Origin of the sequence: Streptomyces sp. NPDC091387 (assembly GCF_044756945.1) — a bacterium.
Taxonomy (GTDB): domain Bacteria; phylum Actinomycetota; class Actinomycetes; order Streptomycetales; family Streptomycetaceae; genus Streptomyces.
Genome location: NZ_JBIVTZ010000011.1, coordinates 210,017 through 229,933 on the forward strand (window position 1 = coordinate 210,017; position 19,917 = coordinate 229,933).

Here is a 19,917-nt window from a genome sequence, read left to right on the forward strand (position 1 = left end):
GCTGTCCGGGATGACCCATCCGCCGCCTTCCCGCGGGATCGCCCGGCTCGCGTCCAGACCGTAGCGGAGCACCGCCTCCAGCAGCCCGAACCCGGCACCCAGCCCCGCGCCCAGTACGACGAAGTCGGTGAGCCCCCACTGCCGGCGGACCTTGACGTACAGCCCGGCCAGCAACAGGGGGAAACCTTGACCAGTTCCTCCACCCAAGGGGCGACCGTGTAGCTGAAGGTGCCCACCACCTCGGACAACGGCTGCCCGGACTGGTCCGCATACAGACGGGTGTACGCGAGCTGCAGCAGCGCCGTCGCCACACCGCACCCGTACACCCCCACCACGACCGCCAACAGCACCGTCGACAGCCGTACCGACCGCGCCGGCCACGACAGCGCGAACAGCTGCAGCACACCCCAGACAGCAGCGACCGCCATCACCAACGTCACGCCCGACCCCCGCACCCGAATGAGTGAAAATTCGCAAAAGCGAACATCACGTTAGGCGTGCGGCATCCAGCTGAACAAGAGGAAATTGAGGCAACCCCGCAAAGATGACAGTTCAATATGCGCATATGCATACATGTGGATCTATCATTGGATAGGATTGGAAGTGATTCCCATCAATGGAAGGCCGCCACGGGGCGTTGGGCAGCAGACCGGCCCGGAGCACCCGCCAGGTCATTTCTGGGAAATCCAAGAACTGCTCGGCTTATGGCCTCCAGCAGAGGAGGCCATGAGGCACTACCCCTCGCCCTGGGGGCCCGCCCTCGACAACGGACTCCGCAACGGGACTGCACCGGCCCCATCCCACTGGTGCGGGAGCGACACGCCGGGCATGACACCATCGAACCGTGCTCGATATCGGCTACTCCCTCTCCCGACGCTTCCCCGATCCTCCGCAGACCGACTACCGCCGAGCGGACGTCCACGCCCTGCGCCACGATCTGTTCTCCGGGGACGTCTACCTCGCGGACACCAAGGAGGACCGCGAAGTATCCACAGGCTGGGGATGGGTGCCGGTGCTCGACTTCGCGTGGGCCCTGTGCGACATCGTCGAGCAGATCGACCGCGACCCCCGCGGCAACCGCTCGCACCGCCGCCAGTTCGCCGAGCTCGACTTCACCGAGTCGTCCGACCGGATGCTCTTCGAGCGCCGCTTCGGCTGGGTCGACGTCGAGGCCGACTGGATGCCCGCGGAGGAAGCACCACTCACCTTCAGCCACTCCGTGCTGCGCCGCGAGGCCCGCGACTTCCTGCACGACCTGATCGCCGACCTCGCCGACATGCACGAAGGCCTCGCGGACAACCCCGTGGTCTGGGACCTCCAGGCCCGCTTCCCCCGGCTCTGAGGGGGCCCTTTCCGGCCTCAGGGCGTGTTCACGCCTCCACCCGCACCCCGATCTGCGCCGCGAACGCCGGAGCCAGCTCCATCAGCTGCGACGGGCTGATCACCGCACCCGCCAGCCGCTCCACCCCGCGGGCGATGTCCAGCTCCGCGACCGTGCGCAGATCCACCGACTCCATCCGCACCGCGCTGAAATCGGCCCGCTTCAGCACGCAGTCCCGGAACTCCACCCGGTCCAGCTGCGCACCCCCGAAATCCGGCTCGGACAGCACGCAGTTCTCGAACACCACGTCCTTGAGCCGCGCCTTCCGCAGATTCAGGTAGTCGATCTTCCCGCCCCGCACCAGCACCCGTTCCAGCACCGCACCGTGCATCTGCACCCCGCCCAGGCGCGCGTCCACGATCTCCACGTCCCGCAGGGACGCACCGGCGAGATCCGTGCCCACCCCCCGTACGCCCGTCAGCACGGAATCGATGAAACGGGCCCTGACCAGCTCCGTACGGTCCAGGGCGCAGTTGTCCAGCGCGCAGTCCATGAAGCGGGCCCCCGGACCGGACTCGTCCGCCAGATCCAACGCGTCGAAGCGCACCCCGTCGTAGTCCCCGTCCGGCTCCAGGCCCTCGCCGCCGTACGGCTCGAGCGGTGGCAGCCGCACCTCCGGACGCCGCGCCGCCGCGACACCGTCCTTGCCGGCCCTGCTCCTGCCGCTGCCCTGACCACTACCGCCGCTGCGCACCATCCCCCCATCGTGACGCACCCCACTGACAACGCCCCGCCGCCGATGTCACACCCGGCCCCCCGCCGCCCGTCATGTACCCAAAGGGCACCTCCAGCGAAGGAGACCGGGACCATGGCGCCCCGCCCCCGGCCTAGGAGATCCCGCCGCCCAGCTCCGCCAGCGCCCCGTCCGTCAGCCGGTACACCGTCCACTCGTCCTGCGGCCGGGCACCCAGCGCCTCGTAGAACGCGATCGACGGAGCGTTCCAGTTCAGCACCGACCACTCCAGCCGCTCGTAGCCGCGTTCCACGCAGATCCGGGCGAGCTCCCGCAGCAGCGCCTTCCCGTGCCCGCCGCCACGCCGCTCCGGGCGGACGTACAGGTCCTCCAGATAGATGCCGTGCACCCCGCGCCAGGTGGAGAAGTTCAGGAACCACAACGCGAAGCCCACCACCTCACCGTCCTCGTCGGACTCGGCGATGTGCGCGAACGCCGCGGGCCGCTCGCCGAACAGCGCCTCACGCACCTGCTCCTCTGTGGCCTTCGCCTCGTGCGGCACCTTCTCGTAATCGGCCAGCTCACGGATCATCGCGTGAATGGCGGGGACGTCATCAGCAGTAGCGGTACGAATCATGAGGGCAGCGTAAGCAGCGCCGTGCCGGTTCCTACTCCCGGCCCAGCAACCACCGCGCGACCAGGGCCTGCTCCGGCGCCAGCCGCCGCGCACCGTCCTCGGCGCCCCAGCACGCGTTCTGCAGCACCCGCCCCAGCGTCCACGCCCGCGCACGCCCCCGGTCACGTCCCAGCGCCTCCGTCAGCAGATCGAACCGCCACCCCACCGTGTCCGCGTCGAAGCGGTCCAGCAGCGCCGGAAGCAGCTCGAACCCCGGATCACCGGCGAGCGGCTTCGGATCGATCGCCACCCACCCCACGGGCCCGCCCCGCCCGTCGCTCCGGGCCAGCACATTGCCGAAGTGCAGGTCCCAGTGCAGCAGCCGGTCCCCCGGCTCGTCCGCCACCTCCCGTACCGCCGCGGCGCAGTCCGCCAGCAGCCGCCGCTCCCCCTCGTCCACCAGCAGCCCCGCCGCCCCCGGCGCCGCCGCCAGCATCCGCGCCGTCACCTCGCCCAGCCCACGCAAGCCGCACCCCGCCGGAGCCCGCACCGCGGTCAGCCCCGCCAGCGACTCCGCGACGACCCGCACCGCTTCCCGCACATCGGCCGTACCCGACAGCGGGCGGTGCCCGTCCAGCCGCTCCAGCAGCATCGTCCCCGTCGCCGGGTCGTGGTCCAGCAGCTCCACCGCACCCGCCGACGCCTCGCCCCACACCCGCAGCGCGAGCGGCTCCCCCACCGTCTCCGCGTCCACCGCCTGCAGCTTCAGCGCGGCCGGACGCCCGTCCGCCACCCGCACCACGGGCAGAACCAGGGCGCACACCCCGTACAGCGCCTCGCCGTCCCGGCGCAGCCCCCACCGCTCCAGGAACTCCGCGGCCATCCCCGGCAACGCGGCGAGAAAGGCCCGCCCGGCCTCACCGTTGTACTTGGACTGAGTGGCGATCAGCGCATCCGGAATGTCAATCACGCCCACGATCGTAGGAGCGTGCGTCAATCGGCTATGACCCCGAGCCACCCCGCCCCGCCCACGCGGCCCCGCGCCGCACCCGTCACGTGGCTCCGCGGCGTCGGCTCATGGATACGCAGCGCCCCCGGCACCTACGTCTGGCTGACGGCCCTCTTCGTCACCACCGTCATCGTCCACCAGATGTCACCGGACTTCGAGGAGGACTTTCTCCGCCAGCGCTCCACCAACATCCACGAGCTGTCGCAGAACCCCGTGCGCGTCCTGATCAGCAGCGCCTTCTGGATCGACGGCGGCGAGTGGCTCCCCTACGCCGTCCTCTACACCGTCTTCCACGCCCCCGCCGAGCGCCGCCTCGGCACCCTGCGCTGGCTCGCCGTCGTCGCGGCCGCCCACATCCTCGCCACCCTCGTCAGCGAGGGCGTCCTGGCCTGGGCCATCCGGCACGGCCACGCACCCGAGACCGCCGCCAACACGCTCGACGTCGGCGTCAGTTACGCGCTCGCCGGTGTCGTCGCCGTCCTCACCTACTACGTCCCGCGCCCCTGGCGGTACGTGTACCTCTTCGCCGTCCTCGTCGTCTACGGCGTCCCCCTCGTCACCGGCGCCACGTTCACCGACATCGGCCACCTCACCGCCGCCCTCATCGGCCTCGCCTGCTACCCGCTGACCCGCCACCACCACCGACGGCTGGACCGCCGCCTTCACCGTCACGAGACGAAACCGCCCCCTGCCCAGTAACGTCCAGCCGAACAGAACACCGCACTTCGCAGTCGGCCAGACAGCCAGCCAGTCACACGGACAGCAGGGGCAACATGAGCACCGTCAGCACAGTCAACGGCGGCATATCCTTCTGGTACGCGGACCAGGGCACCCCCACCCCCCGCGAACCCCTGCCCGGCGACGCCACCGCAGACGTCTGCGTCGTCGGAGGCGGATACACCGGACTCTGGACGGCGTACTACCTGAAGAAGGCCGTCCCCTTCCTCAACATCACCGTCCTGGAAGCCAAGTTCTGCGGCTACGGCGCCTCCGGGCGCAACGGCGGCTGGCTCTACAACGGCATCGCGGGCCGCGACCGCTACGCGAAGCTCCACGGCCACGAGGCGGCCGTCCGCCTCCAGCGGTCGATGAACGACACCGTCGCCGAGGTCATCCGCGTCGCCGACGAGGAGAAGATCGACGCCGACATCCACCGGGGCGGCGTCCTCGAAGTCGCGTGCACCCCGGCCCAGCTCGCCCGGCTGAAGGCCTTCCACTCCGTCGAGATCGCCTTCGGCGAGACCGACCGCACCCTGCACGGTGCCCGCGAGACCGCCGAACGCGTCCGCGTCACCGGAGCCGTCGGCTCCACCTGGACCCCGCACGGCGCCCGCCTGCACCCCGCCAAGCTCGTCAAGGGCCTCGCCGACGTCGTGGAGGCCCTCGGCGTCACGATCCACGAGTCGACCCCGGTCACCGAGATCAAGCCCAAACACGCCATCACCCCGTACGGCACGGTCCGCGCCCCCTACGTACTGCGCTGCACCGAAGGGTTCACGGCGGGCATCAAGGGCCAGAAGCGCACGTGGCTCCCGATGAACTCCTCCATGATCGTCACCGAGCCCCTCCCCGAATCCCTCTGGGACACCATCGGCTGGAACGGCCGCGAAACCCTCGGCGACATGGCCCACGCCTACCTGTACGCCCAGCGCACCGCCGACGACCGCATCGCGCTGGGCGGCCGCGGCATCCCCTACCGCTACGGCTCGGCCACCGACGACAACGGCCGCACCCAGCCCGCCACCATCGAGGCCCTGCGCGACCTGCTCGTCCGCCTCTTCCCCACCACCGCCGGCACCCGCATCGCCCACGCCTGGTCCGGCGTCCTCGGCGTCCCCCGCGACTGGTGCGCCACGGTCACCCTGGACCGCTCCACCGGCCTGGGCTGGGCGGGCGGCTACGTCGGCTCCGGCGTCGCCACCACCAACCTCGCCGCCCGCACCCTGCGCGACCTGATCCAGCAGGACTCCGGCCAGTCCGGCCCCACCGAACTGACCACCCTGCCCTGGGTCGACCACAAGGTCCGCCGCTGGGAACCGGAACCGCTGCGCTGGCTCGGCGTCCACGGCATGTACGCCGCCTACCGGGCCGCCGACCGCCGCGAACTCACCTCACCCCGCGCGGAGACCGACCCGATCGCGAAGATCGCGGACCGGCTGGCGGGGCGGCACTGAACCGGGCCCCTATGACCGGGCCTTGATCCGGTTGCTCAGCCATCGCGCGTGCTGTTCGCCGGTGATGTCCCACAGGGTGTGGAGGCCGCTGGATCCGAGATCGTCCAGCGGCACGCCGAACACCTCGGCGAGTGTCCGGGCGAACTCGTCGACGCTGGTCAGCGTGTGTATGTGGGTGCCGCCCGCGCGGGTGACACGTCGCACGGTGCGGGAGCGCAGAGCCTGCTTGTAGCCGTCCTTGTGCAGGTGCACCATCAACTGTCCGCGCTGGCTGTTGGCTTGTGCGACGTACTGCGAGAACGGGCGGGCAACGGTACGGAAGTCGACGGAGGACAGCAGGGCGGCGGGATGGTGATGGGCCCGCCACACTCCCCCGTCCAACCGTTCCAACGCGTACTCGAACTCACCGCGCGGATAGCGGCCCTCGCGCAGGGGAAGCGGATCGAGGAACGGGTCGGCCAGGCCGACGTCCACCAGCCAGGTCTCGTCCTGACTCCGTACGAGCAGCGCGTTGTGCCCGCCCCATCGCTCGTCACCGTAGGTCTCGCGGTCCGCCGCTCCGTCGACGAGTGTCACCTCGAAGCCGATGTCGCGCAGCAGCAGGGCGAAGGCGGCGTTGGCCTCGAAGCACTGGCCGCCGCGGCGCCGGCGCCCGAACTTGCCGATCAGATCGCCGGCTTCCAGCGTGATGGGGCGACCGAGTTGGGTGTCGATGTTCTCGTAGGGGACGTGGCGCTGCCATGCCCGGTACAGCCCGCGCAGCGCGGCGGTGTCCGGCCGGAGCGGCCGGGGGCAGCCGATGCGCTCCAGGAGCGAGTCGATGTCCGGTGTCGTCATGAGCTGCATGAGTACCCAGGCGTATCGGTGGATATGACGCACAGTGTGCCCGTTGTTGACATCTTCGTCACGAGCGCCGATATCCGGCCACGTGCGGCCCGGTGCCGTCACGCCACTTGGCAGCCCGGTGCCGTCATCGTCGTCGGCTGGCCGCCAGGTGGCGTCGCGTCGCCTGCCCGAGACACACACCGTCCTTCCCGAGGGAGATCTGCGTGCGAGACGAAACCGTCGGCGGATGGCTCGACGCCCTGGCTTCCGCGTCGTTCCCGCCGGGAGCCGGGGCGGCCGCGGCGATGAACACGGCGGTGGGCGCGGCCCTGATCTCCGTGGTCTGCAACCTCAGCATCGGTCATCCGGCGTGCGCGGCCCACGCATCCGACCTGGTCGCCGCGCGGGCGGCCGCCGAGGATCTACGGAGCACCGCCCTCGGCCTGGCGGCGGACGACGCGGCCGCCTTCGGCGCCGTGCTCGCCGCACACCGGTTGCCCAGAACCACCGCCCCGGGCACCCGAGCACGCGCCGCGGCCGTCCAGGCGGCGCTGACCGCGGCGACCGGAGTGCCGCTGCGCACCGCGCGCACCGCAGCCGACGTGATTCACCTCGCCCGCGGACTCGCCGCCGTAGCCAGGGCGGATGTCGTCCCGGACCTCGCGGTGGCCGCGTCCTGTGCCCGTGCGGCCCTGGACACCGCGGCGGTGATCGCGGAGGCCAACCTGTCCGGGATCACCGACACCGAACACCGCACAGCCGCCCGGGTGCAGCTCGGCCGTTCCCTCGAAGCCGTCACCGAATCCGAGGCGCTCACGGCCGAGATCCGCGCACGGTACGCCCGTCGGGAGCCACCGGTGATCCCCGTGTAGCGCGTCTTCCGCGCTGCGCGGCCCGACCGTCATCACCGCTCACCGCCGGCCGAGCCGCGGGTCACGCCGTGATCAGGGCCCGGATCGCCTGTTCCGACCAGTGGCCGGCGGCCCCCGGCGACGAGGCGACGTAGGCCGCCACGGTGTCCGCGTCCCAAGCACCCGCCTCGAGCAGGCCGGAGGCGAGGACGTGGACGTACGCCCGAGAGGGAGGTACCAACGTCACTTCGTCGGCGTGCCAGGGGGCGGTGAAGGTGAGGACAGGCAGGCCGTCCAGCTGTCCGGCGCACACCAGCGTCTCGTACCGCCCGTCCCCCAGCCGTGCGACGCCTGACGTGAGCACCGCACTGAGATCAAGGTCCTCTCCGGGGCTCCTGTACATCTCCTGAGCGGCGATGTCCGCGAACTGCGACGCCGAGACAAGGTGGGCGCGGGCACAGACCCGCCCCTCTTGTTCCGGATCGTAGAAGGCCCGCCCGCCGCCCCAGACGGACGACTCCGTGGCGAAGTAGAGAGCGCCCCGCAGTTCCACCGGCACGGACCGGCTGGGCATACGCCGGTCCCTGCACCCCGGATACGCCCGGGCGGCGCCGGGCGGCTGACCGCCCTCGATGTAAGAGGCAAGCCGCCCGAGATGCATGTTCGAGCCGTACGAGGTGTACCAGACACGCTGTGGTGCGGGCTTCTCCACGGCTCCCGGCTCGATTGCATGCGCGCCGACCATGGCGTCTTCCTTCCTGGCTCTGCTTCGGCAGCATCGTGATCATCACCCGGAGCCGGCGGTGGGACGTCTCTTTGCCCCCCTGGCGGTCGGGCGTCGTGCGAGGCTGACGGCCATGTCGAACCCGGGTCACCGATTCCGATCCATCAGTATCGCGCTCGCGCTCAAGCCCTCGCCCTTCACCGCGTGCCGAGAGACGGACGCACCGGCTCTGGAGCATGCCCTGGGGAAGGGCGCCACGCTCTGCGGCATCCATGCGAACCAAGTGACGTTGTACCGGCACCTGTTCGTCGCAAGAGGGGCTCGGAGATGTTCGAAGTGCAGGGCCGCAGCGAAGGCAGCACAGGCTGCTGCCGCACCGTGAGTCAGGGGCCGGTGGGACCGACAGGCTCCCCGTCGCGCGTTCCCAGGGGCTTGGCTTCGTCAGGCTGAGCACCGGTCGGCGCTGGCCCGCACCTCCACCCCTCCCCCACCGCGCACGACCTGCCGTCAACCCGCCGGCACCATTCAGCCGAATGGGGGAGGGGCGCCCGGGGGGAGGCGTGGTCTCCCGGTCTGGCACGGGGTGCGGCCGAGGATGTGGTGGTTGCGGTTTGAACCGAGCAACAACGGCCGAGTGCGGGAGTTCATGTGGCGAGTGCGGTGGATCGGTCAGCAGCCGGCAGAGGCGGCGCGTGGGCGGAGTTGCGCGATGCGATCTCGACCCGGGCCGTGCTCGTCATGGTGGGGGTGCTCCTGCTCCAGCTGGGCTTCGCCCTCTCCTACATGGGGGCCTTCCACGCCCCGAAGCCTCACCGGATCCCGATCGTGGTGGTCGCACCGCAGGCCGTGGAGAAGGATCTGGTGGCCCGGCTCAACGCGCTGCCGGGCGACCCGTTGCTCGTCAGCTCCGTCCCGGACCGGATCCAGGCCAGGTCCCGTCTCCTTGACCGGCGCACGGACGCGGCCCTCGTCGTCGACGCGGCCGGGCGTACGGACACCCTGCTGGTCGCTTCGGCGGGTGGGACTTCGGCAGCCGACGCCGCGACGAAGGTGGTGCAGGCGGTCGAACGGACCCAGGACCGCGCGATCGTCGTGCGCGACATCCGTCCTCCCGCCGCGGGCGACTCGCGAGGGCTCTCGTCCTTCTACCTGGTCCTCAGCTGGACGATCGGCGGCTACCTCGCCGCGTCGGCCCTGAACATGGCGGCCGGTTCCAAACGCCCCACTCTCCGCCGCATTCTCGTGCGCCTGGCGGCGATGGTGCCCTACGCCTTCGTCTCCGGTATCGGCGGCGCGATCATCGTCGGACCCGTGCTGAACTGCCTGCCGGGCGCCTTCTGGGACCTCGTCGGCATCGGCACGCTGGTGGTGTTCGCCTCGGGAGCCGTGGGCGTGGCCCTGCAGTCGTTGGCGGGCACGGTCGGCCTGGGCCTCACCATCCTCATCTTCACCATCCTCGGCAACCCCAGCTCGGGCGGGGTGTATCCCGCCTCGTTGCTGCCGCCGTTCTGGCGCGCGATCGGCCAGGCACTGCCGCCCGGCGCCGGCACGACCGTGGTGCGCAACACCGTGTACTTCGACGGCAACGCCACCACAGGCGCCCTGTGGATCCTCGGCGCCTGGGCCTTCGGCGGAATCGTCGCAGCAGTCGTGTCAGCAGCCCTGCGCGGCCGTCGCCACACGCCGGTCGCCCAAGAAGTGGATCACTGAGCGACGCCGCTCGGGCATCGCTCACGCGGAGGCCCCGGGGTGAGGCGCGCAGCGTTCCCGCTGCCGGGCCGGGCCAGGGCCCGATCGGGTCGGCGGCCCCCGCCTGCTCGGCGATCCCGGGTGGGCCGGAGCCGTTGGCGTCGGGAACCGCCGGGCCCCGGTCCACCTCCTCGAACAGTGCCGCGGCCCGCGTGGCGGTGCCCTCGGCCCAGCGTCCGGTGCTGAGCAGGCACAGGGCGAGCATCGCGATGCCGAGCCCGCCCGTGAGCCACCACACGCCCTGCTCCGCGTCGGTGTACGCCGGTCCGCCATGGGCCACGGCCGCCCCCACGATCGTTCCGGAGACACCGACGCCGATGGTCGTGCCGGTCTGCCGTGCCGCGGAGGTCAGCGAGGTGGCCACTCCGGCCATCGAGCGGGGCAGACTCGCCGCCGGCGACGCCGACCAGCTGTGGGCCCCCCATCGCCTGGCCGGCCGATGACAGCACGGAACCCCGGTGGCGAGCCGCGCCGCAGGACCGGCACGTCCGGAAGAGGCTTCGTGGACGCCTGCCCGTGCGATTCCGCTCGCGCGCACGCTCTCCGCTATCCGGGCCGAGAGGCAGCGTCGGGAATCCGGCCCGCGTGGGAGCACCTCGTGCCGCTGTCCCCGTCGGCGCTCCAGCGAGGCTCGGCACCCCCCACGGAGGCTGTCACGGTCACCGACACGGTTCCGATGCCCGGCTCTTCGGCCTGGCGGGCTCCGGCGGCCGTGCAGACCAGTTGGCTGAGGGAGAAGCGTCTGGACAGTAGTTTGAGGGCCGCCGAAAACTGTGGCCTGGTGGCAAAGTCCAGCTCGATCCGCACCCTGGCACCTTCGGTCCGGACCGTCGGATCGTTCGCCGGCGCCGGAAGCCCGGTGGTCAGGCCCTCGAGTCGTTCCGAGCTGTCCGGACCGTCGAACACGGCTGCCACGGCCGCCTCGACATCGGTCCGCCGGGCAACCTTGCGGGGGACCGCGGTCAGAACACGGTTCTTGAGGAAGTAGACCGTTATGGTCGACCGGATGCCGGTGGCGGGCTCCCCCGAATCCACCACACCGGTCGTGGGAATGCCGCAGGCGCAGAGCAGAAGCGCTGCCGCGACCAGTAGTGCGGGCCGGGCGACCCGGTGGGCGGGCCTCACGAGTGACTCCCCTCCTGCGGTTCGGATGCCGGATCGTCGGGCCACAGCGGGAGTTCGACGGTGAAGACGGCGCCGCCGTGCGGACCGTTCGCCGCGTCGACGGTGCCGCCGTGCAGGTGGACGTTCTCCGAGGCAATGGCGAGACCGAGACCGCTGCCCTCGGTCCTGGTGCGGGCGGCGTCCGATTTGTAGAAGCGGTCGAAGACGTGGGGCAGGACGCTTTCGGGGATGCCCGGTCCGCTGTCCAGTACCTCGATGACCGCCCACCGTCCCGTGTCCGGGTGTTCGCGCGCGTACAGGCGCAGCCGTACGGGGCGCGCCCCGTGGCGCAGCGCGTTTCCGACCAGGTTCGCGACGACCACGTCGAGGCGGCGCGGGTCGAGACGGCCGCGGAGCTCGCCGGGTCCGGGCAGCTGGGTGTCCACCGTCTCCAGCCAGGCACGGGAGGCGAGGGTGCGGCGGATGGAGTCGGCGAGGTCGATCTCGTCCAGGTGCAGTCCGGCCGCACCCGCGTCGAAGCGGGAGATCTCCATCAGGTCCTCCACCAGGCGGGCCAGCTTGACGGTCTCCGCGCTGATGAGCCGAACCGCGGTGGCGGTGTCGGGGGCGAGCTGGGCCGCGTCCTCGTCGAGGATGTCGGTGACCGCCGACATGGCGGCCAGCGGGGTGCGCAGTTCATGCGACACGTCGGCGGCGAAGCGGCGGGCACGTGCCTCCATGCGGCGCAGCTCGGCCACCGACTCCTCCAGGGCCGCCGCCGTCTCGTTGAAGGTGTGGGAGAGGTCGGCGAGTTCGTCGGTGCCGTTGACGGCGAGCCGGGTGTCCAGGTGCCCCTCGGCGACGCTGCGGGTGGCGCGGCTCAGCTCGCGTACCGGCCGCAGCACGCCGCGGGCGGCCAGCAGGGCGAGCAGCACAGCGAGGATCAGCGCGGGGACGGTGGCCCGCTCCACGGCCGGGACCAGGGCCTGCACGTAGTCCCGCTCGTTGGTCTGCGGCACCGTCAGGAAGACAGCGAGGCCGGAGGCGGCGGAGGTGGGCTGCTGCCGGGTGCCGAAGGTGACCGGCAGGCCGACGACCAGTGCGGGCCGGCCGCGCGTCGTCACCCGCTGGAAGACGGTGCTCCCGCGGGAGCTCACGGCCTCGCGCATGTCGGGGGTCAGCTCGCTGAACCGGTCCTGCCGTGCGGAGGTGGCGCTGAGCTTGTCGTAGGTCGCCAATACGCGCCAGTTTCCCGAAGGTTCGGATTCGGCCAGGTTCAACGCGAACACATCCAGTTCGACCTGGCTCGGGGGATAGGCGAGGGAGGCGGCGAGGCCGTTGACATGGTCGCGGAACTGCTTGATCACGGTGTCCTGGCTCTGTTGGAGCACCCCCGTGCGTGCTTCCCGGAAGGTCAGGGCGCCGGTGGTCAGGGTGGCGACGCAGGCGACCAGCAAGAAGGCCACCATCAGCCGGCCTCGCAGGCCGCGCAGCAGCCGTGGAGCCTTCACCGGGACATGAACCGATAGCCGAAACCGCGCACGGTCCGGATGTAGTACGGCTGCCCCGGGGGCTCGCCCATCTTGGTGCGCAGCCGCTTGACGCAGGCGTCCACCAGCCGTGAGTCACCGTGGTAGCTGTGCTCCCATACCGCTTCGAGGAGCTGCTGCCGGCTGAAGACCTGGCCGGGCGAGGCGGACAGGGCCAGCAGGAGCCGTAGTTCGGACGGGGCCAGCGCGACCGGCACGCCCCGGTGGGTGACGGTCAGTGAGGCCCGGTCGATGACCAGTTCTCCGTGGGTCTCGGTCCTCGGTACGCCACCGTCGGCGGGTGGGCCGCCGACCCGCCGCAGAACGGCACGGATGCGTGCCTCCAGCACCCTGGCCTGTACGGGTTTGACGACGTAGTCGTCCGCGCCCGCCTCGAGTCCGACGACGATGTCCACGTCGTCGCCCCGGGCGGTCGCCATGATGACCGGGACCTGGTCGGCTGCGGCGCGGATGCGGCGGCACACCTCCAGTCCGGGCATGCCGGGCAGCATCAGATCGAGCACCACGACATCCGGCAGGAACGAGCGCAGCCGCTCCAGCCCGTCCTCGCCCGTCGCGGCGCAGGCGACGTCATGTCCCTGACGGCGCAGGGCGAGCTGGACGCCCTCACGGACGGCGCGGTCGTCTTCTATGAGCAGGACACGTGGCATGTGTCCAGTATCCGCACGAGAACGCCCAGGTCAGCGGCTGTTACCAGATGATCACATACTCGCGGGCCGCGCCTTCGGCGGAGCGGCTGTTGCCGTTTCATCACACTCCGGACCGGCTCCCATCACACCGTGCGCTCAGGATCAACCGCCATGACCGCACACCATGCGACGGCTTCGAGTCCCCGTTCCCGTTGTCCCGGCGCGGCAAGAGAAAAGGCCTGATCATGCACAGAGTCCGTATGTCCGTCGCCACCACCCTGGCGGTGGGTCTCCTGCCGCTCCTCGCCGCCTGCGGCGGTTCGAGCGACAAGGCCGGCGCGGACGCCGCCTCCTCGAACGCCGGGAACAGCAGCACCACGAACGCCGACGGGGCCGTACAGCTCACCGTCCCGGGCGACGCGGATGACGCGACCAAGAAGAAGTACATCGAGCAGAACGCCATCTCGGCCTGCATGAAGAAGCAGGGATTCACCTTCACCCCGCACGTGGCTGCGGAGAGCGTCAGCACAAGCTGGATCGACGGCGAGGACTACGCGCTGGCGAAGAAGTCCCGGCAGAAGTACGGGTTCGGCAACTACTCGACCGCCGTCTACCCGAACAGCTCCGACGCCCCCCACGCCGACGTGACGGGAAGAGGGGCGGGAAAGGTGCTCACGCACGACGAGGACCAGAAGGGGCTCACCGCCGCCCAGCGGAAGGCGTACTCGGAGGCGCTGTCAGGGCCCCCGGCCACGAACAAGACGGAGGAGAAGACCGCCGGCTGCGAACTCAAGGGATCGGAAGCGGCGAACGGACCGGCGCTCAGCGCGGCCGAGGAGGAGAAGGCGTGGAAGGACAGGCAGGAAGAGAACCGCGCCAACGGTCTTGAGCTCAACGGCGATACCCAACTGGTGGCGCTTGCCCAGGAATTCGCCACCTGCCTGAAGGGGCAGGGCATCGCGGTCGCCACCACCCAGCCGACCGGCATCGTCGACATGGTCCGGCTGGCCCAGGTCGTGCCGGAGAACCACTTCAGCATGGGCAAGGAAGCAGCTCTGCCGCTGCTCACCAAGGAGATCGACATCTCCCTGAAGGACCTGGAGTGCGGGAAGAAGTTCCGGGCCGCGTACTTCCCCAAGGAGAAGGTCCACCCGTACTGGGGCGAAGGCGCATGAGCCGGTTCAGCAGCCGTAAACAGCTGGGCGCCCTGGTCGCCGGGGTCGTCCTGATCGGGGCGGGCGGCTGGTTCGCCGGTTCGCAGGTGCGCTCCCCCGCCGACGCCGCCGCCGCGCACCAGGCTCCGAAAGCCGGCCCGGTGACCGTGGCGGTGCGGCGGCAGTCCCTCACCGCGACCGTGGTGGCGACGGGGTCCGTCGAGTTCGCCTCGCCACGTCCGCTCTCGCTGGCCGGCTCCGTGGGCACCGGGGCGACGGCGGGCGACGGCGCGGGCGGCGAGGGGGAGCAGCGGGTCACCAAGGCGCCGGTCGCCGGGACCGAGGTCAAGGAGGGCGACGTGCTGATGACGGTCAGCGGCCGTCCGGTACTCGCGCTGAGCGGTTCCGTACCGATGTACCGCGCCTTGGGGCCGGGCACCTCCGGCGGCGATGTGAAGCAGCTCCAGAGTGCGTTGCGGCGGCTCGGGTTCGACCCCGGAGCGATCAGCGGCGACTACCGCCAGGGCACTGCGGCGGCGGTCACCAGCTGGTACACGAGCACGGGGTACGAGGCGCAGAAGCCGAGCGCGGACGACCAGCAGCAGCTGGGCCAGCTGCAGCAGGCGGTGTCCGCCGCCCAGGAGGCACTCCTCACCGCCAACAGCGGCAGCGGAACGGAGACGGACACGCACGGCGGCTCCAGTTCACCGCACCCGCAGTCCAGCACCGACGCGCAGGTCCACCAGCTGCAGCTCGGTTCCGCGCGCAAGACGCTGGACCTGGCCAACGCCGCCCTCAGCACCTTCCAGGCCTCCTACGGGACGAAGGTCCCGGCCGGCGAGGTCGTCTTCTTCCCGAAGCTGCCCGTACGGCTGAACAAGGTGACCGTGAAGACGGGGGACACCGTGTCCGGCCCGATCGGCACGGTCACCAGCTCCGATCTGGAGGTGCAGGCCACCGTCCCCGGCACGGACGCCGAACTGCTGAGGAAGGGCATGGCCGTCGAGCTGACGACGACGGACGGCAAGAAGGCACAGGGCACCGTGTCCGCACTCGGCGCCGGCGCCGCGTCCTCGACGACGACCGACGACAGCGAGGGAACCGCCGGGACGACCTCGCAGAGCACCGGGACCGGCGCCGCCGACGCCTCCGCCACCGGCACTACGGCCCCGGTCCAGCTGCGCATCTCCGTACCCGCCTCCGGCGATCTGGCCGACGAGGCCGAGACCGCCGTGAAGGTGACCATCAAGATCGGCGCCTCTGACGGCAAGGTACTGGTCGTGCCACTCGCCGCGATCCGGACCTCGTCGGACGGAAAGGCCCGGGTGCAGGTCGAGCGCGACGGCAAGGTGAGTGACGTCCACGTCACCGTCGGGCTCTCCGCAGCGGGTCTCGTCGAGGTGAAGCCGGCCGGCAGCACACTGAAGCAGGACGACCACGTGGTGGTCGGCGAGTGACCCCCGTCCCCGACCCGGCCGCCACGACGGCCACGACCGCCGTCGGCGCCGCACCGCGGGACGGCTCCGACGGCCCGGACGCCGTCATCGAACTCACCGACGTGAAGCGGACCTTCGACTCCGAGCCGCCCGTTCACGCCCTGCGCGGGGTGAACCTGACCGTGCGGCGCGGCGAGCACCTGTCCATCGTCGGGCCGTCCGGTTCCGGGAAGTCGACCCTGCTCAACACCCTCGGGCTGCTCGACCGGCCCACCACGGGCTCCTACCGTCTCGACGGGGTGGAGACCACCGGACTCGGTGACCTCGAACGCACCGCGCTGCGCGGCAGCCGGATCGGGTTCGTCTTCCAGTCCTTCCACCTCCTCCCCTACCGGACGGTGGACGAGAACGTCATGCTCGCGGAGGCGTACCGCAAACCGCGCCCGGGGCGCGCACGCGGCACCCGCCTCACCCGCGCCCGCCAGGCACTGGAACGCGTGGGCCTCGGACACCGGTCGGGCTTCAGACCCGACCGGCTGTCCGGCGGCGAACGCCAACGCGTCGCCATCGCACGGGCCTTGATCGGCGACCCCGCACTCCTGCTCTGCGACGAACCCACCGGCAACCTGGACAGCGAGAACACCCTGTCCGTACTGGAACTCTTCGACGACCTGTGCGCCCAGGGCATGACCCTGGTCCTGATCACGCACGACGAAACGGTCAGCCGCCGTGCAGGACAGCGCGTCCGCATCACCGACGGCCACCTCACCCCGGAGGCCGAATGAAACTCACGGCCAGACCAAGGACGACACCGGCCCCGACCCCGACACCGGCCGCCGGGGCCCGTATCGACCGCCCCTGGATGGACCCACGGGACCTGTGGACAGAAGCCCTCGCCGGCGTCCTCGCCCGCCCGGTCCGGTCCGCGCTGACCACACTCGGCACCGTGCTCGGCATCGCCACCCTCGTCATCACCATCGGTGTGGCCTCCACCGCGGGCAACCAGATCGTCGGCCGGTTCGACGCACTCACCGCGACCTCCGTGACCGTGACCGTGCCACCCCCGCCCGACAGTTCGGACGGTAAACCCCTGGTGGACTGGTCGGGCACCGACGCGGTCCGCCGGCTGACCGGGGTGGAATCGGTCGCCGCCCTCGCCGACTCCGTCGCGACCAACAGCATCCAAGTGCGGTCCAACGACGTCAAAGCACCCGGCGACGTCTCCGGCCAGACCCTGGCCGTCGTCGCCGCCTCAGCGGACCTTCCCACCGGGGTACGCGGCGCGATGGCCACGGGGCGGTTCTACGACTCCGGCGACATCGGCCGGCACGCCCAGGTGGCGGTCCTGGGCGACCAGGCGGCGCGGCTGCTGGGCATCAGCCGGGTGCAGGACTCCCCGGCGATCTTCCTCCAGGGCCAGTCGTACACCGTCATCGGCATCCTCGGCGGCGTCAAGCGTGAGCAGCGGCTGTCCACCGCCGTGATGCTCCCGCCCACCACCGCCGCGGACCGCCTCGGCCTGCGCGACGTCACCCGCGTACTCGTCAACACCGAGATGGGCGCGGCCCGGCAGGTGGCGCGCCAGGCACCGATCGCCCTGTCCCCCGGGCACGAGAAATCCCTCACCGTCGCCGCACCGGCCGACCTGTCCAAGGCCCGCGACGGCGTCCAGAACGACGTCAACGGTCTCTTCCTCGTCCTCGGCCTGGTCTCGCTGGTGGTCGGCGCGATCGGCATCGCCAACGTCACCCTGGTGACGGTGATGGAACGGGTCGGGGAGATCGGCCTACGGCGCGCCCTGGGCGCGTCGAGGCGACAGGTGGCCGGCCAGTTCCTCCTCGAGTCGACAACCATCGGCCTGCTCGGCGGCATCGTCGGCGCGGCCCTGGGCATCGCCGTCGTGGTGTGCGTCGCCGTCTTCAAACAGTGGACCCCGGTACTCGACCTGACCTTGGCCTTCGGCGCCCCGCTCGCCGGAGCCCTCGTCGGCCTGCTCGCCGGCCTCTACCCGTCACTGCGCGCCGCCCGCATGGAACCGGTCGACGCACTGCGCGCACCGTCCTGAGGGGAGCCGGAGGACGGCTCTTCCACGCCGTGCGTCGGACAGCAGAAAACCCCAGGTCACGCAGGGCCCCGGCGAGTGCCTGGATCGCCCCACCCTGGGGTGATCCAGGCACTCGCCGGGGCCCTGGCTTCACCCCTGCCACCCTCGCGGGCCGCGTGGCAAGATCGCCGGATGCTGAAGCTCACCGATTTCATCATCGACTGCCCCGAGCCCAAGAAGCTCGCGGCGTTCTACGCCGAGGTCACCGGCGAACCCGTCAAGCCCGACAGCGACGACAACTGGGCCGGCATCAAGTTCGGCAAGATCGAGCTCGCGTTCCAGCGCGTCGACAACTTCCGCGCACCGAACTGGCCCGACGACGAGCACCCCAAGCAGTTCCACCTCGACTTCGAAGTCGACGAGTTCGAACCCGAGGAACAGCGCCTCACCGCCCTCGGCGCCACCCTCCGCAAGGACTTCGTCGGCGAGGAGGGCTACGGCTGGCGCGTCTACACCGACCCGGTCGGCCACCCCTTCTGCCTGTGCCGTAACAGGCGCGTCCAGTGGATCGACGGCGAGCCCGTCGGGCTCTGACGGACACCGAATGGGCCCGGGGGCTCCGGGCATGGCCCCGGCGAGTACCTGGATCGCCCCACCCTGGGGTGATTGATCTCGATGGCGAGCCCCGGAAGCAGATGAACATCGCACCTGTGGATCGTGTAGTTCTCTACGCTGCAAGATCCACGAAGGTGCCGTGTTCGTTCCTCCATCATCTCCTGTCGCTGTCCGTGCGCCTCGGGCAGTAACGCGCCGAGCAGAACCCCCAGTTCGGCGTACCGACCCGCCCAGTAGGCGGCGTCGGCGTCTTGAAGAACTGCCCGCAACTCGTCGACCGTCCCCGGTTCGGCCTCGGCCGGGATACCGAGGGCGGCGTCGTGGGTGGCGCCGGACAGGGACCGCAGGGCCGCTCGCTCGTCGCGGTCCATGGAGCGACGAGGCGCCTGCTGTCCGAAGAGCACAGCAATGTCGGTGCCGAGGGCGGAAGCGATGGAGAGCAGTGAAGGAAGAGAAGCGGTGCCGCCGCGTTCCAGCTTCCTTACGACGCCGACCGACACCTCGGCGGCCTCGGCCAGCTGCTCCTGCGTCATGCCGTTGCGGAGCGCCTTGAGTCTTTCGGCGGTGGTGTACTCCGACCATTGCATGAGAGCCACTTCCCCTTCTGGTCCGCCAGGAGTTGGCCGTGCCCATGGCGGATGGAGGGCCAACACTCCTTCTCCGAAAGGGGACCCGTTGGTGTGGCTGGAATCAGCTCTGCACGGCGAGGGTCGCCGTCACGCCGAGCAGGCGCTCCAGCTCGGCGACTGCGGAGTCCTCGTCCGTCGCAAGGACGGTGGTGATCCCGAGGGCTTCGGCGGGTGGAAGGTTCACGGAGTGGTCGTCGACGAACACGCACGCCGTTCCGGGGAGACCGAGGCGGTCCAAGGTGAGTTGGTAGATCGCAGGGTCTGGCTTCGCCATGCCGACGACTTCGGAGATGACGTGCACGTCGAAGAGGTCCCAGATGCCCACATGCTCGTACGGGTTGAAGGGGTCCAGGCCGAAGCTGTTCGACAGGAGGGCGAGCCGGTAGCCCGCTTCCTTGGCTGCGCGGGCAAAGGCTGCCATGCGAGATGCCGCCGGCACCTTGGCCCAGGCGCGGCCCATCAGGTTCACCGGGTCGACGTTCGTACCGAGTAGAGCAGCAGTCTGCGCGTTCCACTCGACCTGACCGAGCTGTCCGATCTCCAGCGCCGCATACAGGCGCCGCCCTTCGGCGGTGTCGTTGAGAGTGGCGCGCCACGCCTCCGCGTGCAGGCCCTCCGCCTCGGCCCAGCGGCGGTGGGTCGGCCGGGGGTCGGCGGTCAGCACTCCGGCGAAGTCCAGGATGAGCCCACGCGGGGCAGTGGGTTCGGGGGTACCGGCGGGCATCGGCATGGCTGCGAGCGTCCTCTCCGTCGA

General features: G+C 70.7%; 21 protein-coding genes. 11 read left to right on the forward strand and 10 right to left on the reverse strand.

The window, feature by feature from the left end; genetic code table 11:
• Window positions 1-844 precede the first annotated feature (844 nt).
• Window positions 845-1,342, forward strand: a complete 498-nt coding sequence (locus tag ACIQM0_RS23785) for a hypothetical protein (RefSeq protein WP_401289872.1) — start codon at window positions 845-847, stop codon at window positions 1,340-1,342.
• Window positions 1,343-1,370: 28 nt separating this feature from the next.
• On the opposite strand, the gene ACIQM0_RS23790 is transcribed toward ACIQM0_RS23785, so the two are convergent.
• The 3 genes from ACIQM0_RS23790 to ACIQM0_RS23800 all read right to left on the reverse strand — a co-directional run bounded on the left by ACIQM0_RS23790 (window position 1,371) and on the right by ACIQM0_RS23800 (window position 3,640).
• Entirely contained in the window at window positions 1,371-2,078 is a 708-nt protein-coding gene (locus ACIQM0_RS23790) for a pentapeptide repeat-containing protein (RefSeq protein WP_401289874.1), read from the reverse strand.
• Window positions 2,079-2,208: 130 nt separating this feature from the next.
• Window positions 2,209-2,691, reverse strand: a complete 483-nt coding sequence (locus ACIQM0_RS23795; RefSeq protein WP_363030044.1) for a GNAT family N-acetyltransferase — start codon at window positions 2,689-2,691, stop codon at window positions 2,209-2,211.
• 31 nt (window positions 2,692-2,722) lie between these two features.
• On the reverse strand, window positions 2,723-3,640 hold the full coding sequence (locus ACIQM0_RS23800) for an aminoglycoside phosphotransferase family protein (protein WP_401289876.1): 918 nt from the start codon (window positions 3,638-3,640) through the stop codon (window positions 2,723-2,725).
• A gap of 33 nt (window positions 3,641-3,673) precedes the next feature.
• On the opposite strand from ACIQM0_RS23800, the gene ACIQM0_RS23805 reads away from it, so the two are divergent.
• Together ACIQM0_RS23805 and ACIQM0_RS23810 are read left to right on the forward strand one after the other, a co-directional pair.
• Window positions 3,674-4,378, forward strand: coding sequence for a rhomboid-like protein (locus ACIQM0_RS23805; RefSeq protein WP_401289879.1), 705 nt, complete (start codon window positions 3,674-3,676; stop codon window positions 4,376-4,378).
• Between the two features lie 74 nt (window positions 4,379-4,452).
• Window positions 4,453-5,853, forward strand: a complete 1,401-nt coding sequence (locus tag ACIQM0_RS23810) for an NAD(P)/FAD-dependent oxidoreductase (protein WP_401289882.1) — start codon at window positions 4,453-4,455, stop codon at window positions 5,851-5,853.
• A 9-nt stretch (window positions 5,854-5,862) separates the two neighbouring features.
• Here ACIQM0_RS23810 and ACIQM0_RS23815 read toward each other — a convergent pair whose 3' ends face one another.
• Window positions 5,863-6,690 carry an arylamine N-acetyltransferase gene (locus tag ACIQM0_RS23815; protein ID WP_401289885.1) on the reverse strand — a complete coding sequence of 276 codons (828 nt, stop codon included), beginning with the start codon at window positions 6,688-6,690 and terminating at the stop codon, window positions 5,863-5,865.
• 212 nt (window positions 6,691-6,902) lie between these two features.
• Between ACIQM0_RS23815 and ACIQM0_RS23820 the strand changes: the two genes are divergently transcribed.
• Entirely contained in the window at window positions 6,903-7,550 is a 648-nt protein-coding gene (locus tag ACIQM0_RS23820; RefSeq protein ID WP_401289887.1) for a cyclodeaminase/cyclohydrolase family protein, read from the forward strand.
• Window positions 7,551-7,611: 61 nt separating this feature from the next.
• On the opposite strand, the gene ACIQM0_RS23825 is transcribed toward ACIQM0_RS23820, so the two are convergent.
• Window positions 7,612-8,274: a histone deacetylase gene (locus ACIQM0_RS23825; RefSeq protein ID WP_401289890.1), complete on the reverse strand. Its 663-nt coding sequence runs from the start codon at window positions 8,272-8,274 to the stop codon at window positions 7,612-7,614.
• A 681-nt stretch (window positions 8,275-8,955) separates the two neighbouring features.
• Here ACIQM0_RS23825 and ACIQM0_RS23830 point away from each other — a divergent pair.
• Complete coding sequence (locus tag ACIQM0_RS23830) at window positions 8,956-9,963, forward strand: DUF3533 domain-containing protein (protein ID WP_401289893.1); 1,008 nt, start codon at window positions 8,956-8,958, stop codon at window positions 9,961-9,963.
• A gap of 248 nt (window positions 9,964-10,211) precedes the next feature.
• On the forward strand, window positions 10,212-10,445 hold the full coding sequence (locus ACIQM0_RS23835; RefSeq protein WP_401289895.1) for a hypothetical protein: 234 nt from the start codon (window positions 10,212-10,214) through the stop codon (window positions 10,443-10,445).
• 103 nt (window positions 10,446-10,548) lie between these two features.
• On the opposite strand, the gene ACIQM0_RS23840 is transcribed toward ACIQM0_RS23835, so the two are convergent.
• The 3 genes from ACIQM0_RS23840 to ACIQM0_RS23850 are packed head-to-tail and all read right to left on the reverse strand — an operon-like array spanning window position 10,549 to window position 13,306.
• A complete protein-coding gene (locus tag ACIQM0_RS23840; RefSeq protein WP_401289897.1) occupies window positions 10,549-11,127 on the reverse strand; it encodes a hypothetical protein in 579 nt (192 codons plus the stop codon).
• Window positions 11,124-12,575, reverse strand: coding sequence for a sensor histidine kinase (locus ACIQM0_RS23845; RefSeq protein WP_401290216.1), 1,452 nt, complete (start codon window positions 12,573-12,575; stop codon window positions 11,124-11,126). The genes ACIQM0_RS23840 and ACIQM0_RS23845 overlap by 4 nt, the downstream gene beginning before the upstream one ends.
• Window positions 12,576-12,613: 38 nt before the next feature.
• On the reverse strand, window positions 12,614-13,306 hold the full coding sequence (locus ACIQM0_RS23850; RefSeq protein WP_401289899.1) for a response regulator transcription factor: 693 nt from the start codon (window positions 13,304-13,306) through the stop codon (window positions 12,614-12,616).
• A 239-nt stretch (window positions 13,307-13,545) separates the two neighbouring features.
• Here ACIQM0_RS23850 and ACIQM0_RS23855 point away from each other — a divergent pair, with 239 nt between their 5' ends.
• The 5 genes from ACIQM0_RS23855 (at window position 13,546) to ACIQM0_RS23875 (ending at window position 18,513) form a co-directional block, all read left to right on the forward strand.
• Window positions 13,546-14,460 (forward strand): hypothetical protein, encoded by a 915-nt coding sequence (locus tag ACIQM0_RS23855; RefSeq protein WP_401289900.1) that lies wholly within the window; start codon window positions 13,546-13,548, stop codon window positions 14,458-14,460.
• The gene (locus tag ACIQM0_RS23860) at window positions 14,457-15,896 is read left to right on the forward strand and encodes a peptidoglycan-binding protein (protein ID WP_401289902.1); all 1,440 of its coding nucleotides are present in this window, start codon (window positions 14,457-14,459) and stop codon (window positions 15,894-15,896) included. The genes ACIQM0_RS23855 and ACIQM0_RS23860 overlap by 4 nt, the downstream gene beginning before the upstream one ends.
• Complete coding sequence (locus ACIQM0_RS23865; RefSeq protein ID WP_401289904.1) at window positions 15,893-16,660, forward strand: ABC transporter ATP-binding protein; 768 nt, start codon at window positions 15,893-15,895, stop codon at window positions 16,658-16,660. Before ACIQM0_RS23860 ends, ACIQM0_RS23865 begins: the two co-directional genes overlap by 4 nt.
• Window positions 16,661-16,737: 77 nt before the next feature.
• Window positions 16,738-17,940 carry an ABC transporter permease gene (locus ACIQM0_RS23870; RefSeq protein WP_401289907.1) on the forward strand — a complete coding sequence of 401 codons (1,203 nt, stop codon included), beginning with the start codon at window positions 16,738-16,740 and terminating at the stop codon, window positions 17,938-17,940.
• 171 nt (window positions 17,941-18,111) lie between these two features.
• Window positions 18,112-18,513, forward strand: a complete 402-nt coding sequence (locus ACIQM0_RS23875) for a VOC family protein (RefSeq protein WP_401289910.1) — start codon at window positions 18,112-18,114, stop codon at window positions 18,511-18,513.
• Here ACIQM0_RS23875 and ACIQM0_RS23880 read toward each other — a convergent pair.
• The gene (locus ACIQM0_RS23880; protein ID WP_401289912.1) at window positions 18,429-19,121 is read right to left on the reverse strand and encodes a helix-turn-helix domain-containing protein; all 693 of its coding nucleotides are present in this window, start codon (window positions 19,119-19,121) and stop codon (window positions 18,429-18,431) included. The genes ACIQM0_RS23875 and ACIQM0_RS23880 overlap by 85 nt on opposite strands.
• Before the next feature lie 103 nt (window positions 19,122-19,224).
• Window positions 19,225-19,893: an HAD-IA family hydrolase gene (locus tag ACIQM0_RS23885; RefSeq protein ID WP_401289915.1), complete on the reverse strand. Its 669-nt coding sequence runs from the start codon at window positions 19,891-19,893 to the stop codon at window positions 19,225-19,227.
• Window positions 19,894-19,917 lie beyond the last annotated feature (24 nt).